Origin of the sequence: Campylobacter concisus (genome assembly GCF_015229955.1) — a bacterium.
GTDB lineage: Bacteria > Campylobacterota > Campylobacteria > Campylobacterales > Campylobacteraceae > Campylobacter_A > Campylobacter_A concisus_AT.
The window spans coordinates 23,955-40,727 of the sequence record NZ_JAAKYZ010000004.1 but is presented as its reverse complement, the minus strand read 5'-3'; the positions used below and the strand labels follow the sequence as shown (position 1 = coordinate 40,727).

Annotated in this window: 17 protein-coding genes; 11 read left to right on the top strand and 6 right to left on the bottom strand. The window is 36.2% G+C overall.

Going from position 1 to position 16,773, the window contains the following annotated elements; all coding sequences use genetic code 11:
- Positions 1-210: 210 nt before the first annotated feature.
- Complete coding sequence (gene dnaJ / locus G6W45_RS06720; protein WP_194167965.1) at positions 211-1,353, bottom strand: molecular chaperone DnaJ; 1,143 nt, start codon at positions 1,351-1,353, stop codon at positions 211-213.
- Positions 1,354-1,475: 122 nt separating this feature from the next.
- Between dnaJ and G6W45_RS06715 the strand changes: the two genes are divergently transcribed.
- The 11 genes from G6W45_RS06715 to G6W45_RS06665 all read left to right on the top strand — a co-directional run bounded on the left by G6W45_RS06715 (position 1,476) and on the right by G6W45_RS06665 (position 12,240).
- Positions 1,476-2,147 (top strand): response regulator transcription factor, encoded by a 672-nt coding sequence (locus G6W45_RS06715; protein ID WP_021091583.1) that lies wholly within the window; start codon positions 1,476-1,478, stop codon positions 2,145-2,147.
- Positions 2,144-3,400, top strand: a complete 1,257-nt coding sequence (locus G6W45_RS06710) for an ArsS family sensor histidine kinase (RefSeq protein WP_021091798.1) — start codon at positions 2,144-2,146, stop codon at positions 3,398-3,400. The genes G6W45_RS06715 and G6W45_RS06710 overlap by 4 nt, the downstream gene beginning before the upstream one ends.
- The gene (gene recR / locus G6W45_RS06705) at positions 3,397-3,969 is read left to right on the top strand and encodes a recombination mediator RecR (protein WP_194167964.1); all 573 of its coding nucleotides are present in this window, start codon (positions 3,397-3,399) and stop codon (positions 3,967-3,969) included. Before G6W45_RS06710 ends, recR begins: the two co-directional genes overlap by 4 nt.
- Positions 3,970-4,054: 85 nt before the next feature.
- Complete coding sequence (gene trpD / locus G6W45_RS06700; protein ID WP_194167963.1) at positions 4,055-5,671, top strand: anthranilate phosphoribosyltransferase; 1,617 nt, start codon at positions 4,055-4,057, stop codon at positions 5,669-5,671.
- On the top strand, positions 5,658-6,272 hold the full coding sequence (locus tag G6W45_RS06695; RefSeq protein WP_194167962.1) for a phosphoribosylanthranilate isomerase: 615 nt from the start codon (positions 5,658-5,660) through the stop codon (positions 6,270-6,272). The genes trpD and G6W45_RS06695 overlap by 14 nt, the downstream gene beginning before the upstream one ends.
- A gap of 8 nt (positions 6,273-6,280) precedes the next feature.
- Complete coding sequence (locus tag G6W45_RS06690) at positions 6,281-8,614, top strand: AAA family ATPase (protein WP_194167961.1); 2,334 nt, start codon at positions 6,281-6,283, stop codon at positions 8,612-8,614.
- Positions 8,615-8,629: 15 nt separating this feature from the next.
- Complete coding sequence (gene trpB, locus G6W45_RS06685) at positions 8,630-9,811, top strand: tryptophan synthase subunit beta (RefSeq protein ID WP_194167960.1); 1,182 nt, start codon at positions 8,630-8,632, stop codon at positions 9,809-9,811.
- Positions 9,804-10,553 (top strand): tryptophan synthase subunit alpha, encoded by a 750-nt coding sequence (gene trpA, locus G6W45_RS06680; RefSeq protein ID WP_194167959.1) that lies wholly within the window; start codon positions 9,804-9,806, stop codon positions 10,551-10,553. Before trpB ends, trpA begins: the two co-directional genes overlap by 8 nt.
- A 78-nt stretch (positions 10,554-10,631) precedes the next feature.
- Positions 10,632-11,051, top strand: a complete 420-nt coding sequence (locus tag G6W45_RS06675) for a chemotaxis protein CheX (protein WP_194167958.1) — start codon at positions 10,632-10,634, stop codon at positions 11,049-11,051.
- Complete coding sequence (fliN, locus tag G6W45_RS06670) at positions 11,048-11,365, top strand: flagellar motor switch protein FliN (RefSeq protein WP_087586144.1); 318 nt, start codon at positions 11,048-11,050, stop codon at positions 11,363-11,365. Before G6W45_RS06675 ends, fliN begins: the two co-directional genes overlap by 4 nt.
- On the top strand, positions 11,362-12,240 hold the full coding sequence (locus tag G6W45_RS06665) for an excinuclease ABC subunit A (protein ID WP_194167957.1): 879 nt from the start codon (positions 11,362-11,364) through the stop codon (positions 12,238-12,240). Before fliN ends, G6W45_RS06665 begins: the two co-directional genes overlap by 4 nt.
- Positions 12,241-12,342: 102 nt before the next feature.
- On the opposite strand, the gene G6W45_RS06660 is transcribed toward G6W45_RS06665, so the two are convergent.
- The 5 genes from G6W45_RS06660 to plsY all read right to left on the bottom strand — a co-directional run bounded on the left by G6W45_RS06660 (position 12,343) and on the right by plsY (position 16,732).
- On the bottom strand, positions 12,343-13,791 hold the full coding sequence (locus tag G6W45_RS06660) for a Ppx/GppA phosphatase family protein (RefSeq protein ID WP_194167956.1): 1,449 nt from the start codon (positions 13,789-13,791) through the stop codon (positions 12,343-12,345).
- Between the two features lie 2 nt (positions 13,792-13,793).
- Positions 13,794-15,011 carry a sensor histidine kinase gene (locus G6W45_RS06655; protein ID WP_194167955.1) on the bottom strand — a complete coding sequence of 406 codons (1,218 nt, stop codon included), beginning with the start codon at positions 15,009-15,011 and terminating at the stop codon, positions 13,794-13,796.
- Between the two features lie 38 nt (positions 15,012-15,049).
- Positions 15,050-15,721 (bottom strand): homeostatic response regulator transcription factor HsrA, encoded by a 672-nt coding sequence (gene hsrA, locus G6W45_RS06650; protein WP_021091657.1) that lies wholly within the window; start codon positions 15,719-15,721, stop codon positions 15,050-15,052.
- A gap of 76 nt (positions 15,722-15,797) precedes the next feature.
- Positions 15,798-16,124 (bottom strand): dihydroneopterin aldolase, encoded by a 327-nt coding sequence (locus G6W45_RS06645; protein WP_084109539.1) that lies wholly within the window; start codon positions 16,122-16,124, stop codon positions 15,798-15,800.
- Positions 16,121-16,732: a glycerol-3-phosphate 1-O-acyltransferase PlsY gene (gene plsY, locus G6W45_RS06640; RefSeq protein WP_194167954.1), complete on the bottom strand. Its 612-nt coding sequence runs from the start codon at positions 16,730-16,732 to the stop codon at positions 16,121-16,123. Before plsY ends, G6W45_RS06645 begins: the two co-directional genes overlap by 4 nt.
- Between the last annotated feature and the right edge of the window lie 41 nt (positions 16,733-16,773).

The following is a 16,773-nucleotide window of genomic DNA, read 5'->3' as shown; positions in this document are numbered from 1 at the left end:
TACTCTCTTGCAAATTTTAAAATTTTGCTTGCTCGTAAGAATTGACTGCTAAAATTTGTCTTTGCTTTTTGTTTAGCTCAAATTTTAGAGCCGAAATTACTCGCTCATGAAATTTTAAAATTTGTGTGAAATTTACTTGTAAAAATTAGGATATATAAAATTTATTTTGAAAGAATTTGTGACGTCAAATTTAACGTCACAAATTTAAATTTATTTTTTCTTTTTCTTCTTTGGCTCATCGCCTTTAAACCAGCTTTTTATCTTATCAAAGACGCTTTCATCAGTATTTGATTTGCCCGATTCTATACCAAAGCTAGCTTGAAGCTTATTTAAAAGCTCCTTTTGCTCATCGCTTAGTTTTTCAGGCGTTTGAATAGAAATTTGTGCTACGAGCCTACCTTTTTTACGCGAATTTACGCTTTTAATACCTTCATTTTCAAAGATAAATTGCTGCTTATCTTTTGCTCCAATAGGTAGTTTTAGCTCAGTTTCTCCTCGAAGAGTTGGAATTTTTATACTTTCGCCAAGTATAGCTTGCGTGAAAAAGACAGGAATTTCTAGATAAACATCGTCGTTGTGACGAATAAAATGCTTATCTTCTTTTACGTTTATACTTACATAAAGATCGCCTTGAATACCGTTTGTGCCGATATTGCCTTTGCCAGCTACTCTCATTCTCATACCGCTATCAACACCTTCAGGGATGGTAATCTTTACAGTTTGTTGCTGGATTTTATAAGCTTTTGCGTTACAATCAGGGCATGGCTCGCTTATTACTTCACCGCTTCCGTGGCAATATGGGCACTCTTGGACGATATTCATAAAGCCATTTCCGCGTGTTATCCTGCCACTTCCGCCACAGTGCTGGCATGTCTTACTCTTGCCATCTTTACTGCCAGTTGCATTGCATGTTGGGCAAGGCACTTTTTGATCAAATTTTATCTCTTTTTCGCAACCAAAAATAGCTTCGTTAAACTCCAAATTTATAGGAATTTCAAGATCGGCTGAGTATTTTTCAGAGTATCTTTTTCTCTGCCTAGAACTACTTGCAAAACCGCCACCAAAAAATGAGTCAAAAATATCTGAAAGATCAAAATCGGCACTAAATCCACCACCGCTACCAAATCGACCCTCAAGGCCTTCTTTGCCGTATCTGTCGTAGATAGAGCGTTTTTGTTCGTCGCTTAAAACTTGATAAGCTTCATTTATCTGTTTAAATTTTAGTTCAGCCTCTTTGTCGCCAGAATTTCTATCTGGATGATATTTTAAAGCAAGCCTTCTAAAGGCTTTTTTGATCTCATCTCCGCTTGCATTTCTTGAAATTTCAAGGATTTCGTAATAGTCAAATTCCACATTTTTCCTTGTTAATTAAGCTTATTTTAAATATGGGATTTTACCCAAAAAAGTTTAAATTTAAAAAAGAATTTACATTTTTGCCGTATAATCTCTACTATTTTTAATAAAAAGGATAATTCATGGTTAATGTTTTAATGATAGAAGACGATCCAGAATTTGCACAAATTTTATCTGAATATCTTGATAGTTTTAATATAAAAGTTACGAATTTTGAGGACCCTTATTTAGGGCTTAGCGCTGGGATAAAAAACTATGATTTGTTAATACTTGATCTTACTTTACCGGGCATTGATGGGCTTGAGGTTTGTAAAGAAATTCGCCAAAAATATGACATCCCTATCATCATAAGCTCAGCTAGAAGCGATATTAGTGACAAGGTTGTTGGACTTCAGCTTGGTGCTGATGATTATTTGCCAAAACCATACGATCCAAAAGAGATGTATGCTCGTATCACAAGTCTTATAAGAAGATATAAAAAGACAAATGAAGTACAAGAAGAGGTCGTTGATAGCGCATTTAGGATCGATGATAAACGTCACGAAATTTACTTTAACAATGAGCCATTGGCACTTACTCCAGCTGAGTATGAAATTTTAACTTATCTCATTAAGCAACACAGCTTTTCAGTATCACGCGAACAGCTAGTTTATAATTGCAAAAGCCTAAAAGATAAAGATTCAAAGAGCTTAGATGTTATTATCGGACGCCTTAGATCAAAAATCGGTGATAGCTCAAAAGCCCCAAAACATATATTTTCAGTAAGAGGCATAGGATATAAGCTTATCGGATGAAATATTCCATAACTACGAAGATAACTATTATCTTTGCCATAGCTTTCTCGCTGATGTGCTTGCTCTTTGTAACTTTTGCAAACATTCAGCAAGAAAGCGCTTTAGAAAAACTAAAGGATAGACAAATAAGTGCGATGAACTACCTTGTCGCACTCTATGAACGCGGAAATCCTCCAAGAGATTTGGAGCATTATTTTAAAAATTTTTACTTAGAGTATGTTGGAAATAAAAATTTAGCCACTTCAATAGCTACAAACGGGACTGTTGTTTTTACGCAGCACACACCTCTTGGAGTGGTGCAATCGGTTAATTATAAAGGCGATTTGTATTTGCTTATTAAAAATCCATCTTTTCAGCTGCTTCTTGAAAGTAACGACGCAAGACACGTAAATGACCCGCTTTGGGTCGCATTTTTGATAGTTTCAGCCCTTCTCATCTCACTTTATGTTTCCGTTCTTAGAAGTCTTTCACCACTTAGAAGGCTTAGTAAAGATATCAGAAAATTTGCCAGTGGAAATATGGAAATGGCGATGACGGCTAGGCTAAATGAAAACGAGCAAGACGAGATCGGACAGGTTGCGGTTGAGTTTGATAACGCTGTTTGCAAGATTAGAGAGCTCATCCGCTCAAGGCAGCTATTTTTACGTGCGATCATGCATGAGCTAAAGACTCCGATTGGCAAGGGCAGGATCGTCTCTGAAATGGTCGCAAATGAGACCCAAAAGATGAGGCTCATAAACGTTTTCGAGCGCCTTGAGATGCTAATAAATGAATTTAGTAAGGTCGAGCAGCTCCTTTCTAAAAGCTACGCATTAAACTACCAAGAGTGCCATTTTTCGCTTATTTTGGAGCAGGTGCAAGATATGCTAATGCTTGATAAATTTGAAGAGCGAGTGAGCTGTGATATCAGAGATGACGTCATTTTAAGAGTGGATTTTCAGCTTTTTAGTTTAGCGATTAAAAATTTGATAGACAATGCCCTAAAATACGCAGAGGATAAAAAGGCTATTTTGATCTGCGATAGCGAATTTATAGCGGTTAAAAATTTAGGCAAAAAGCTAAATCATCCGATTGACTACTACAAACAAGCCTTTGTGCGTGGTGACAAGGTAAGTGCGGGAAGCGGTATGGGGCTTGGACTTTATATCATTGAGCAAATTTGTCAGATGCAAAAATTTGAGCTTGTTTATGACTATGAAGACGGCTATCATGTATTTAAAATTTTACTTAGATCAAAGGCGAAGCGAGCATGAAAAGAGGCTTAGAGAAATTTAACGAGCTAACTGAGTCTTTTGCAAAGCTCCCTGGTGTTGGTAAAAAATCAGCCGCAAGGTTTGCCTATTTTGTCTGCATGCAAGATAGCTTTGCAGGGCTAAGGCTCGCTCAAAATATCGAAGATGCGGTTAGATTTATCAAGCGCTGTGAGCGTTGCGGTGGGCTAAGTGAAAATGAAATTTGTGATATTTGTAGCGACGAGAGCAGGGATAGTGAGGTTATATTGCTGGTTGAGAGTCCAAAAGACATCCTAGTCTTTGAGCAAAATGGCATCTACAATGGCCTTTACTTCGTGCTTGACGAGATCGACGAGGACGCCATAGAGAGGCTGCGAAGTGCGATCAAACAAAATGGCTCAAAAGAGGTTGTTTTTGCCTTTACGCCGGGGTTAAATTCAGACGCCCTTATGCTTTACGTCGAGGACAAGCTTGGCTTGAGTGAAATTTCATTTAGCAAGATCGCTCAAGGTGTGCCAACTGGTGTAAATTTAGAAAACGTCGACATGCTTTCACTTTTAAAAGCCTACGAAAGCCGTACAAAAGCCTAATTAAACTTTCTTTTAGTTATAATTTTGCCTAAATTTATAGAAATTTAGCCAAGGCTCAACCGCTGCTAAATTTAAAGGATATAGGTTGATTTTACTCATAGATAATTACGACAGTTTTGTTTTTAATGTTGAGCAATATGTAAAAGAGCTTACAGATGAAGAGGTTAAATGCGTTAGAAACGACAAGATCACGCTTGATGAGATCAAAAAACTAAACCCAAGCAAGATCATTTTAAGCCCAGGGCCAAAGCACCCAAAAGATAGCGGAGTTTGTTTAGAAATTCTAAAAGCCGACCTTGGCGTGCCGGTGCTTGGAATTTGTCTTGGACACCAAGCCATAGGGCTTAGTTTTGGTGCAAAGATAAAAAGGCTAGACGACCCACTTCACGGCAAGACCTCGTTTATTGATGTGAAAAATAAAGAGCCACTTTTTGCAGGGTTGCCTGAGCGCTTTGAGGTTATGCGCTACCACTCGCTTTATGTCGATGAGCTCCCAGCTAGCTTAAGTGCTGACGCGGTCAGTGATGATGGCGTAGTTATGGCACTTAGCGTTAAAGATAAGCCGATCTTTGGCATCCAGTTTCACCCTGAGAGCTACTTCACACAATACGGCAAAAAGATCGTTGAAAATTTTGTAAATTACAAGGCAAAAGAAGAGGCTAAAGAGCCTAAAATTCGCTCACTTAAGCCATATCTTATAAAGCTTCAAGAGAATATCCCGCTTGATGATAGCGACTTTGAACAAATTTGCGAGATAATAGCTAGCAAAGAGTACGAGATCGTGCAGCTCTCAGCCCTTTTGGTGCTAATTAGCGAAAAGAGCCTCTATCCAAAAAGCCTCGCTGCACTTGCAAAAAATATCCTAAAATACTCGCAAACTTACCGCGACGATACGCCTATGATCGATCTTTGTGGCACCGGAGGCGATGGCTTTAAGACGATAAATATCTCAACTACAGTTGCATTTATCCTTGCAAGCCTTGGTATAAAGGTCGCAAAACACGGCAACAAGGCAGTTTCAAGCAAATCAGGTAGCTCTGATGTGCTTGAAATTTTAGGTGTAAAAAGTGAAAAATCACTGGCAAAACAGCGTGAAAATTTAGCTAGTAAAAATTTAGCCTTTTTCCACGCTCCATTTTTCCATCCGCTAGTTGGTGAGGTGAGAGAGGTGCGCCAAAGACTTGGTATAAGGACCGTATTTAACGTCCTTGGACCGCTATTAAATCCAAATTTAAACCTTACAAACCAGCTAGTTGGCGTCTATCACAAGCCTGTCTTAAAACTCTACGCTCAGACGCTTAAAATCCTTGGCAGAAAGCACGCTCTAGTCGTTCGCGGAGATGACGGACTAGATGAGATCACGCTTTGTAGCGAAACAAGCGTTGTTGAGCTAAAAAATGGAGAAATTTTTGAGTACAGTATCACGCCAGAGCAGTTTGGCTTTAAAAGAGCGCTTCACAGCGATATCGAGGGTGGCACGCCTGAAGAAAACGCCAAGACATTGATCCGCACGCTAAAAGGCGAGGAGCAGGGGGCGAAATTTGACATCGTGGTCTTTAACGCGATGTTTGCACTCTACGCAGCTGATGGCGCAAAGAGCCCAGACGAGGCCAAAAAAATGGTGCTTGAGGCGATAAATTCTGGCAAGGCGTATAAATTTTATGAAGAGTTTATAAAGGCTGGGGCTAATGGCGCTAGTTAAAATTTGTGGCATCAAAACGCTAGATGAGGCAAGTGCGGTTTGTGCTTTGGATGTTGATTTTATCGGGCTGATATTTGCCAAAAGTAAAAGAAGGGTCGAGCTAAATTTAGCTAGGCAGATAGCGAAATTTGCTCACAGCAAGGGCAAAAAAGTAGTTGGTGTTTTTGCGGAGCAAAGTGATTGCGAGATAATGGAAATTTGCCAGTTTGTTGGTCTTGACGTGGCTCAGGTGCATGGAGTGGTGAGTGAAAATTTAGGTGCAAATTTAAAAGATATGGGGCTTGAGATTTGGCAGGTTTTTAGTGTGAAAGATAGCTTGCCAGAGGTTGATTTTAAGCATTTTGACATGGCGCTTTTTGACTGCAAGGGTGAAAATGCCGGCGGAAATGGCACTAGCTTTGAGTGGGAAATTTTAAAAGAGGCAGAATTTAAATTCGGTATGGCTGGGGGCATAGGCGAGCACAATATAAAAGAAGCGCTCAAATTTAAGCCATATCTAGTCGATATCAACTCTAAAGTCGAAAATGAAAACGGCATAAAAGATGCGCAAAAGATAGAGAGAATTTTAAATGTAGTAAAATTTAACAACACATTGGAGTGAATGATACAATGTTTAGTAATTTTTGTGGCATAAAAATTCAGGGAAAGTGCTTTCAAAGTGAAGTAAAATTAAATTTTTTTGAGAAAGAGTACCATAGATTTTGTTTAATCTATGGCAAAAACGGAAGCGGTAAAAGCACTATTTCTCAAGCTTTTGATACCGTCGAACAAAACAATCAATCTCTTATTGCTAGCCAAATTATAGACAAAAGCGGCGCAGCAGTAGATTTAACAAACGAAGATCAGAAAAAGAATATTTTTGTATTTAATGAAGAGTATGTAAATAGTAAAGTTAAAATTAAAAATAATGGTTTAGACGCGATAGTTTTACTTGGAAAAGCGAAAGATATAGATGAGAAGCTTGAAAAAGCAAAAAGGATTAATGAAAAATTAAAAGGAAGACAAAGTAAATATCAAGAAGATTTTCAAAAATATAGTGATATACAAAATACAGATAATCCTGAAAAATATAAGTATGACATAATAAAAAGCTTAAAAGATAACTTTGCCGAACGAGAGAAAAATATTTTAGGAAATACAAATAGAAATTTACAAAATAAAACAATAGAATTCGCAAAAAATATCATAGATCATTTTGAAACAGATGTAAGTACAGATGAGCTGAAAAATAACTTTGATGAAAAACTTAAATCCTACGAAGATATGCAAAGCGATTTAAATTTTTCGGAAGATATAAAAAAGTTAAATTTTGAAGAAATTAAGCAGCTTTTGCTACATCAAGTAGAACAAAAGCAATTAACCTCAAGAGAAGAAGAAATAAAACAGGCAATAGCAGAAGCAAGCCATTTGGTAACTAAAAATATAATGGAAAGTGATAAAGATATTTGTCCATATTGCTTTCAAAAACTAACAGACGAATATAAAAAAGAAATTTTATCAAGCTTAGAAACAATCTTTAATCCAGATATACAAAACCATCGAAGGAATTTGGAAAACAAGAAGCAAGAAATCCAGAATTCACTAAATAGTTTAAAAAATTTGCCAGATATGGATAAATTAGATAAAGATTTATTTGATGCCATAAAAATACAAATTAATACTTGCCAAACTGAAATCACTGAAAAACTAAATCAAAAGATACAAAATCCTTTCGTCGCCTTAAATTTAGATGTAAATTTTGACAACTTAGTTAATGAATTAAATCAAAATTTGGACCAGATTGAGCAAAAAAGACAAGTTTTTATGGCACAAAAAGATAGAGCAAACGAGCTAAAACAAGAGCTTGAAGAACTAAATAAACAAATAGCCTACTACGAGATAAAAGATGATTTTAAACATTATGAAGAAAAGCTAGAAGTTAAGAAGACTTTAGACAGTAATAGAGAGCATAATGATAAGCGACTAGGGTGTATAACTAGTAAAATTTCAAAACTAAATGCTCAAAATGAGCAGATAAATATAGCTCAAGATAAGATTAATGAATATCTAAAATATATATTTTTTAAAGAAGGTAGGCTTGAACTTAGCGAAAATCAAGGGCAATATGTCTTAAAATCAAACAGCAATAGAGTAAAAGCCAAAGACGTCTCGACCGGCGAGCGAAACGCTATTGCATTAAGCTATTTTTTTACCGAAATTTTTAAAGGCGAGAATAGTGAGGAATTTTATACAAAACCAAAATTTATAGTTATAGATGATCCGATTTCTAGCTTTGATTTTGAAAATAGAGTTGGGATGATGTCATTTTTAAATTACCAAATTCATAAAATTATGACCGGTTGCAATAAAAGCAAGATGATAATTTTAACTCACGATTTGATGAGCGCGTTTGATATGCAAAAGATTATTGGCTCACTACCACAAATAAAAATCAACGATAAAAATGAAGTAATTTTTATACAAAGAGAACTAAAAAATCAGAAATTAGTTGATTTTGGTAAAAAATATTCAGAATATAAAACTCTTTTGAACGAGATTTATGATTATGCAAATAACTCTATATCAGAAAATGTAAATATTGGCAATAACATGAGAAAAGTACTAGAAACCTTTGGCACATTTAATTATCAGTGTGGCATAGAAGATATCGCAAGAGACAAGACAATAGTAGTCAATTTAAGCCCAGAACAACAAGCATATTTTGAAAATTTAATGTATCGTTTGGTTTTGCACGGTGAAAGTCATGCAGAGGATAAAACAAAAACTCTTGATTTTTTCTCTTGTATTGGCGAAGATGAAAAACAAAAGACTGCAAAAGACATCCTTTCTCTTCTGTACTTACTAAACAAAGCACACCTGCAAAAGTATTTACAAAAAGAACAGGTAGAAAAAATAGAGCAGTGGGTTGGAAATTGTAGGATATCAAACAACAGAATAAATTAAAAGTAAAGGATAAAAATGAATAGCAAGGCGTATTTTGGAAAATTTGGCGGGCAGTTCGTGCCTGAGACGGTGATGTTTGCACTTGATGAGCTAGAAAATGCTTATGAGAGCATCGCAAAGACAAAAGAGTTTAAAGATGAGCTTGATGATCTTTTGAAAAACTACGTTGGCAGGCCTAGTCCGCTCTTTTTTGCAAAGCGCTTAAGCGAGCACTATGGACATGAAATTTACCTAAAAAGAGAGGATCTAAACCACACGGGCGCGCATAAGATAAATAATGCCCTAGCTCAAGCGCTGCTTGCTAAAAAAATGGGTAAAAGGAAAATTTTAGCTGAGACTGGAGCTGGTCAGCATGGCGTGGCAACAGCGACTGCAGCGGCACTTTTGGGCTTAGAGTGTGACGTATATATGGGCGCAACAGACGTTGCTAGACAGCAGCTAAATGCCTTTCGTATGCAGCTTCTTGGCGCAAAAGTGGTGAGCGTAGAAGATGGCTTAAAAACGCTAAAAGAGGCGACTACGGCGGCTATTCAAGCGTGGGTAAATGAGATAGAAAGCGCATTTTACGTCATCGGCTCAGCCGTTGGCCCGCACCCATACCCAAAGATCGTGCGTGACTTCCAAAGCATCATCGGCACAGAGGCCAAAGCTCAGCTTGTAGACTATGGTAAAAAGGCTGACTACGTTATCGCCTGCGTTGGTGGCGGCAGTAATGCTATTGGCATTTTTAGTGCATTTTTGGACGATGAGAGTGTAAATTTAGTAGGCATAGAGGCTGGCGGACTTGGTATAGAGACGCCTTATCACGCAGCTACGCTTAGCAAAGGCAAAACCGGCATCATCCACGGCATGAAAACGACCGTGTTGCAAGATGAGTATGGCATGATCTCGCCAGTTCACAGCATCTCAGCAGGCCTAGACTACCCAGGCATAGGCCCAGAGCACGCTCACCTAAACGATATCAAAAGGGTAAAATACGAAGCCGTGACCGACGATGAGTGCATAAATGCCTTGTATTTTCTAAGCAAGATGGAGGGCATCATCCCAGCCATCGAGAGCGCGCACGCGCTGGCATATCTAGAAAAGCTTTGCCCAAAACTCGATAAAAAAAGCGTCATCGTCGTAAACGTCTCAGGCAGGGGCGATAAGGATATAAACACAGTTATAGGCTACGAAAAAGGAAAAATTTATGGATAAGGTTAGAAGCGCATTTAGTGGCAAAAAGGCAAACATCGGCTACATCGTGGCTGGATATCCAAGCCTAGAAAAAACGAAGGAATTTTTAGAAAATTTGAACGAGAGCACGCTTGATTTAGTCGAGATCGGCATCCCTTACTCTGATCCGCTAGCTGACGGAAAACTCATCGCGCAAGCTAGCTTTGAGACGGTGCAAAATGGCGTAAATACAGACGTTGTCTTTGATATGCTTGAAGGCTGCAAGGCAAAAGTGACAAAGCCACTTGTATTTCTGGTTTATTACAACATCATCTTTGCTTACGGCGTTGATAAATTTCTAAAAAGATCAGTTGAGGCTGGAGTTAGCGGCTTTATCGTTCCGGATCTGCCTTGCGAGGAGTGCGAGGAATTTGCTCTAAAATGTAAGGAGCTAAAATTAAGCCTCGTGCCACTTATCAGTGTTACATCTGGTGGTAGGGCGGATGGAATTTTAAAATTTGGCTCAGGATTTATCTACGCTCTTGGCGCAATCGGCGTTAGCGGCTCAAAAAGAGCTGATGAAGATAGGATAAAAAATTTAGTTCTAGAGCTTAAGAAAAAGAGCGATCTGCCAGTGGCTGTTGGCTTTGGTATAAAAAACAAAGATGATGTTAATGAAGTAAAAAAATATGCTGACGGAGCGATAATAGGCACGCAAATAGTTAAGCTTTGTGCCGATTTTAGCGGTGAAAAGCTAGTAAAAGAGATAGATAAACTCTTTTAAAATGCTTAATAAATTTATAGCTAATTTAGTAAAGCCAAAGTATAATTGAAAATGCATTTCAAGTCTTAAGGAAGAGATATGAGAAAAGTTATAGATGAAGCTACAAGCTATCTTTGCAAGGATACTTTAGGGCTAGATTTAGAGTTTGGCAAGAGTCTAGGTAAAGGATTTTACGGAGCTAGCATACCAGTCTATAAGGGCAAGAGCGAGTATCATTTTTACCTATTTTTTAAAAAAGATACTTTGAAAATTTTCATGAATGCCTTTTTTGGTCACGAAGATGTTGATGGTGGTGATCTAGACGATCTTTGTAAAGAGATAGCAAATCAGATCATTGGCAAAGCTAAAAATTTACTAAATGAAAAAGAGCCAAATGCTTATAAACTTGGAACGCCTGAATTTTTAGGCGAAGTTGAAAATTTTGGCATCAAACTAAAAGATAAATTTGTATATAAAATAAAAAATAGAACATTTCAAATAGGCTATGACATACAATGAGCGAAGAAAGTGCGATAGAGACACTAGAGCAGTTAGGGCTTTTTAAGAGCTATGACGAGCTTTTGGATATCAGTGTTGACTTTATAGCTGAACTAGGAACTACCACGGTTAGTATAAATGAGCTTTTGAAATTTGAAGCTGGTTCGGTCATAGACCTTGAAAAGCCAGCTGGTGAGAGTGTGGAGTTATATATAAATAATAGAATTTTTGGAAAAGGCGAAGTAATGGTTTATGAGAAAAATTTAGCCATCAGGATAAATGAAATTTTGGATTCAAAGTCAGTTATTCAGTACTTCAAAAAAGAACTTTTATGAAATTTATACTATTTTTCTTACTTTTTGCAACTCAAATTTTAGCTTCAAACCTATTAACTTACAATATCTATGAACGTGCTGATAGAGTCGATATTATGCTTAGCTTTGATGCACCTTATGAAGGAAATATCTTTCAAAAGCGCGAAAAAGACACAACGTCTTTGATATTAAATTCGCTAAATTACGATCAAAGTACTAGCAAAGACATAAATTCAAAGATTATTCAAGAGCTTGAGATAGAGCCAAAGCAAAACTCACTTGTCTTAAATCTGCGCTCAAATGATGCTATTATCGTAAATGCTTCAAAGACGACTGATAGTTTTGGGCTCCGCATTCGTGTAACTCTAAAAAATGCAAAACCTCAAATACAAAATATGCCTCAAGCTAGTGCAAAAATAGAAACCCCTAGCACTCCAAAGATGGATGAAGAGCCTATGCTTAATATAGACTCAAGGTATTTTATAGTTTTAAGTGTGCTTATTGCGCTTCTTATATTTTTATATGTATTTAAAAGATATATTACTTCAAAGAGTAGTGATTTTGGTGGATTTAAAACACCTAGAAATCAGTCTCAAAATGATACAAAATCAATGAACTGGCTACTTAAAAATCAAAATAGTGGCGTAAATATCATCTATGAAAAATATCTTGATCGCACTAATAAACTAATGCTATTAAGCTATGAAAATAGGCGTTATTTAGTGATAGTTGGTAGCTCAAATGTAATGCTTGATAGCTTTGGTGAAGACAAGATACAAAATGAGCAGGATTTTGCTATGTTTTTCGAAGAGAACAAGAAAAAGCTAAGCTCATTTTTAGAAGAGCGAAAAAATAGTTTAAGTAACTATAAAGATAAAATGAGCGGAGAATTTTAGTAGTTTTAGCTAAAATTCTCATCCAATAATTAGGTCTTATTCTGAGTAAATTTTTAACCTTACTTGCTTAAAATTTTTATGCGTTAAAGCTAGTTTCAAAATTTATACAAACGAAATAGCAAAAATTTCAGGTTTTGTGATTTTTTTTATCTCTTCTTTTGCCATAGCAAATTCTTTTGCACCTTCTATTTTTAACGTGTGCCCACTAAATTCGAAGTTTAAATTTAGCCTTTCACAGGTTAGATCAAGTGCCTTTGCTAGTGAGAGTATAAAACTCAGCCATCTTATACACTCGGCTTTTGGAAGTAAATTTTTATACCGTTCAAATTCATAGATATTTTTCTTTCCGTTTGTGCCAATTACTACTGCAATCAATGCTTTTTGCTCATGCGAAAAGCCATAATTTAAGGCATTTAAGACTATATAGGCTGAGTTTTTATGATCGCCATAAAAGCCAATCTCTTGACCGACATTGTGAAGTTTTGCAGCAACTAAAAGCACTTCAAGATAGTTATCGCTTAGACCGTGAAGCTTTTTTAATACCATAAATATATCTTTTGCATACTTTGTGACCGATTTATTGCATGATAATATAAAACGATCTTGCAAACTTTTGATACTTGGATTAAAATTTTGCGGAAATTTAAGGCTAGGGCGTAAAAAATCTTTTAAGAACACTCCCTCTCTTACGCCAACCCCACTTGTTATAATATTTTTGGCATTTAGAGCTTTGGCGAGGGCCAAAAAGATATGTGCACCCTCTCTAATGGTGTCGTATCTATCTTTTTTTATAGGAAATTTATTTAGCTCAAGCACGCTAACATTTGCAATGCTCTCGATGTAGGCTTGCTCGTCGCTAAGCTTATAGCAAAAGCCATGAAGCGAAGAAAGAGGGTATGAATTTTTGCTCATTATAGCAGATGATATCGCTCTAAGAGAGCCACCAATAGCGATTATATTTTGGCATTTAAATCGCTCGTCTATCTGTTTTGCAACTTGTTCTAGAAATTTTGGCAATTTATTTAAGTTTTTTTTATCAAAAAAAAGCTCTTTTAATCTAACTGTGCCAATGTCAAGCGAGAGCGTATCTATTATTTTGCCTTTGCTTATTCTAGCAAGTTCAGTTGATCCGCCACCGATATCGATAGTGACGCATTCATCGATATTATGGAGTAAATTTTTGGCTGCGATCGCACCAAAAGTAGCCTCTTCTTTGCCGTCTATGACTTTTAAATTTATGCCAAGTTTTTTTCTTAAAAGAGAGATCAAAACATTTGCGTTTGGAGCGTCCCTAAGCGCTGAAGTACCAACACATAAGACTTTATTGCATTTGTAGCTTTTTATGATATTTGAAAATTCGCTAAAGGCTTTTAGCGCTTTTTCCATTGAGCTTTCGGATATTTCATTGTTTGAGCCATATCCACCTTCGCCTAGACGCACTTTTGTTTTATATTCAGCTAGTATAAAAAACGCTAAGCGTGACGTTCTCTCAAATATCGCCATTCGCATAGAATTTGAGCCAAGGTCGATTACTGCGGTTCTCTTTGCCATTTTTATCCTTTTATATTTAAAACTAGGCTTGCGACTGCACCGCTTCTATCGTTTCTATTTTTAATGTCTACTTCGCCACCAAGAGCCTGTGCTGCACCTTTAGCTAGAAACAACCCAAGTCCAGCACCACCTTTGTCGCCATATCTTTTAAATGGGGCAAATAAATCTTTGCTCTCATCTATGCCTATTCCTTCATCTATTACTTCGACGATAAATTTATTTTTTATAAGCTTAGAGCTAATCGTAATGGTGCTATTCTTTGGTGAAAATTTAATGGCATTTTGAACAAAATTTTGCACAATGTGTGTTAGTAAGCTAGTTTGTATTTTTAGATTTAAAATTTCTGGTTTTAGGTCTAGTTTTATATTTTTTTCATCATTTTTTGCAAGTATCTCATAGTTTTTTGCAAGTTTTTTTAAAAATCCTATGACATCGGTATTTACTGGCTCTTCAAACTGAGCTCCCTCTTGGCGGCCGATCTCAAGCACAGAACTTATCATCGCGTTCATGCCGTTTATAGCTTCATTATTTGATTTTAGAGCCTCGATATATTTTTCGCTCTCGCGTGGCTTTAAAAGTGTAACTTCATTTTTTGTTTTCATTACAGCCAGCGGTGTTTTTAGCTCATGTGCCACACCTACAAAAAGTTCTTTTTGGTATAAGACAAATGTTTGGATGCGAGAGATTAGCCTATTTATGCTCTGTCCAAGTGGTAAAAACTCATCTGGTAGACTTTTTATATCGATCTCATGAAGAAATTTTTCGTCTAAATTTGTAAGTTTGTGACTCAAAATTTTTATAGGTATTAAAAGCATTCTTGATAAAAATAGTGCATAAAAAAGCACCAAAAGTATCGCTGATACATTTACGATTATAATATCTATAAAAATTTCTTCTACTATATGAGCTTGAAGTGTAGTATCTTTTTCTAGGCTTAAATAACTGCTTTCATCAAGTTTTGTTATTAAAATAGTTTTACTTTGATCCTTTGATTTTTGTGTTACGATATATGTTTCTTTATCTTGTGGCTCGTCTGTTTTTATCGTTGCTAGAGTTTTATTTGGATTTTCTATCGTAAATGTTTTTGAATTTAAAGGATTGAAATTCTGAGGATTTTTTTTATAAGCTTCGGCTTGATAGTTTAGCTCATTAACTACATTTTGAAAAACGGTAACCCTTATATAGTGATAAAGCATTACCGAAATAACTACAATTAGCATCATAGCACCAGATGCTAATTGTAGTATAAATCTATTCCTTAGGCTTTTTTTGGAAAACAAAATCTATATCCGCGTCTTCTAACAGTTTCAATTGTTGAAATATTTAGCGGTTTGTCCATTTTTTGGCGGATTTGGTTGATAGCGACTTCAATGACGTTTGGAGTTACAAGCTCTGGCTCTTCCCAGATGGCATCAAGCAGTTGCTCTTTAGATACGATCTGATCTGAGTGTCTTGCAAGGTGAGTTAAGACTTCAAAAGGTTTGCCCTTAAGCTCAATATCACGACCCAAATATGTGATTTTTTCCTCATCTGGGTTGATGATGAGCTCATCGATTTTTATAATATTTGTACCGCCAAAGCGTAGTCTTGCTTCAAGTCTAGCTACTAAGATATCAAAATCAAATGGTTTTTTGATATAGTCATCAGCACCAGCTCTAAGTGCTTTTATTTCGCTTTCTTTGTCATCTTTTGCAGAAAGAACTACAACTGAAGTGCGTGGAGATTTATGTTTGATGATGTTTATAAGATCTATGCCATCGCCATCTTGGAGCATCCAATCAGTCAAAACCAGATCATAGTTTCTAATGCCTATATAGTACTCAGCATCTTTAAAATTTTCAGAGCTATCAGTTTGATAGCCAAACTCCTGCAAGCCCTCAGCAATCGTCTTATTTAGCGTCACTTCATCTTCAACTATTAAAATACGCATTTTGCTTCCTTAAACTAAAATTTATGGGCGATTGTATCATAAATTAAGCAATATTTCAAGATAGTTTAATAAATTTTTAAAAAATAGTGTTTATTTTTGCTCCAACAACTGCGTTTGGTAAAATTTCAGTTTTTAAAATTTCCATTTTAAGGCTAGTTAGTGAGCCAAATTTCTCTTTTAACGCTTTGCTAGTTTCTTCAAGCGACTCTTCAACGCTTTGAAACTGTCTTTCATTATAAAAATTTTTAACAAAGTCAATAATTAAAACATAATCAATAAAACCAGTTGAGCAAATTTCTAGATTCATTTGCACCTCTTGCTTAGCGACTCGCTCAAAATCAAGCATTCCGATGATCGTTTCAAATTTATAATCTTTAATGATCGTCGTCATCTCGCTTTTCATACGACTTTTTTCTCCTTACCGGATATTAAACGAATGATATTTGGTATGTGTTTATAAACCACCAAAAATGCGATGATTAGTATTGGAGCGTGTGTGTAAATTTCATCTAACTCTGGGTGGATTATAAAGCTTGATGCTATGAGAGCTATCAACGCGCAAAGCGAAGCAAGAGAGCTAATTTTTAAAAATTTTCCGACCACAAACCAAACAGCTAGAGCGATAATGATCTCAACTGGTAAGAAAAATGCGATCACTCCAGCTCCAGTTGCCACGCCTTTGCCGCCTTGAAAGCCCAAAAATATAGAAAAACAATGTCCAGCCACGCTTAAAACCGCCATAGTCCAAAGCACACTTTGACTAGCTCCTAAATATGAAGCGACAATAAGTGGCAAAACACCTTTTAAAACATCACAGACTATCGTTAAAATGGCTAGTTTTTTGGCTAATTTTGGATCTTTTTGTTTTAAAACTCTTAAAACATTTGTTGCACCGATGCTCTTGCTACCTTCGTTTTTTATATCAACATGCCCAAAAATTTTTGCAAGAATAAGACCAGACGGAATGCTTCCAAGTAAATAACTAATGGCATAAAGTATTAAATTTTGCATATTTTACCTTTTAAATTTAAAGAGAAATGATAGTAAAAAAA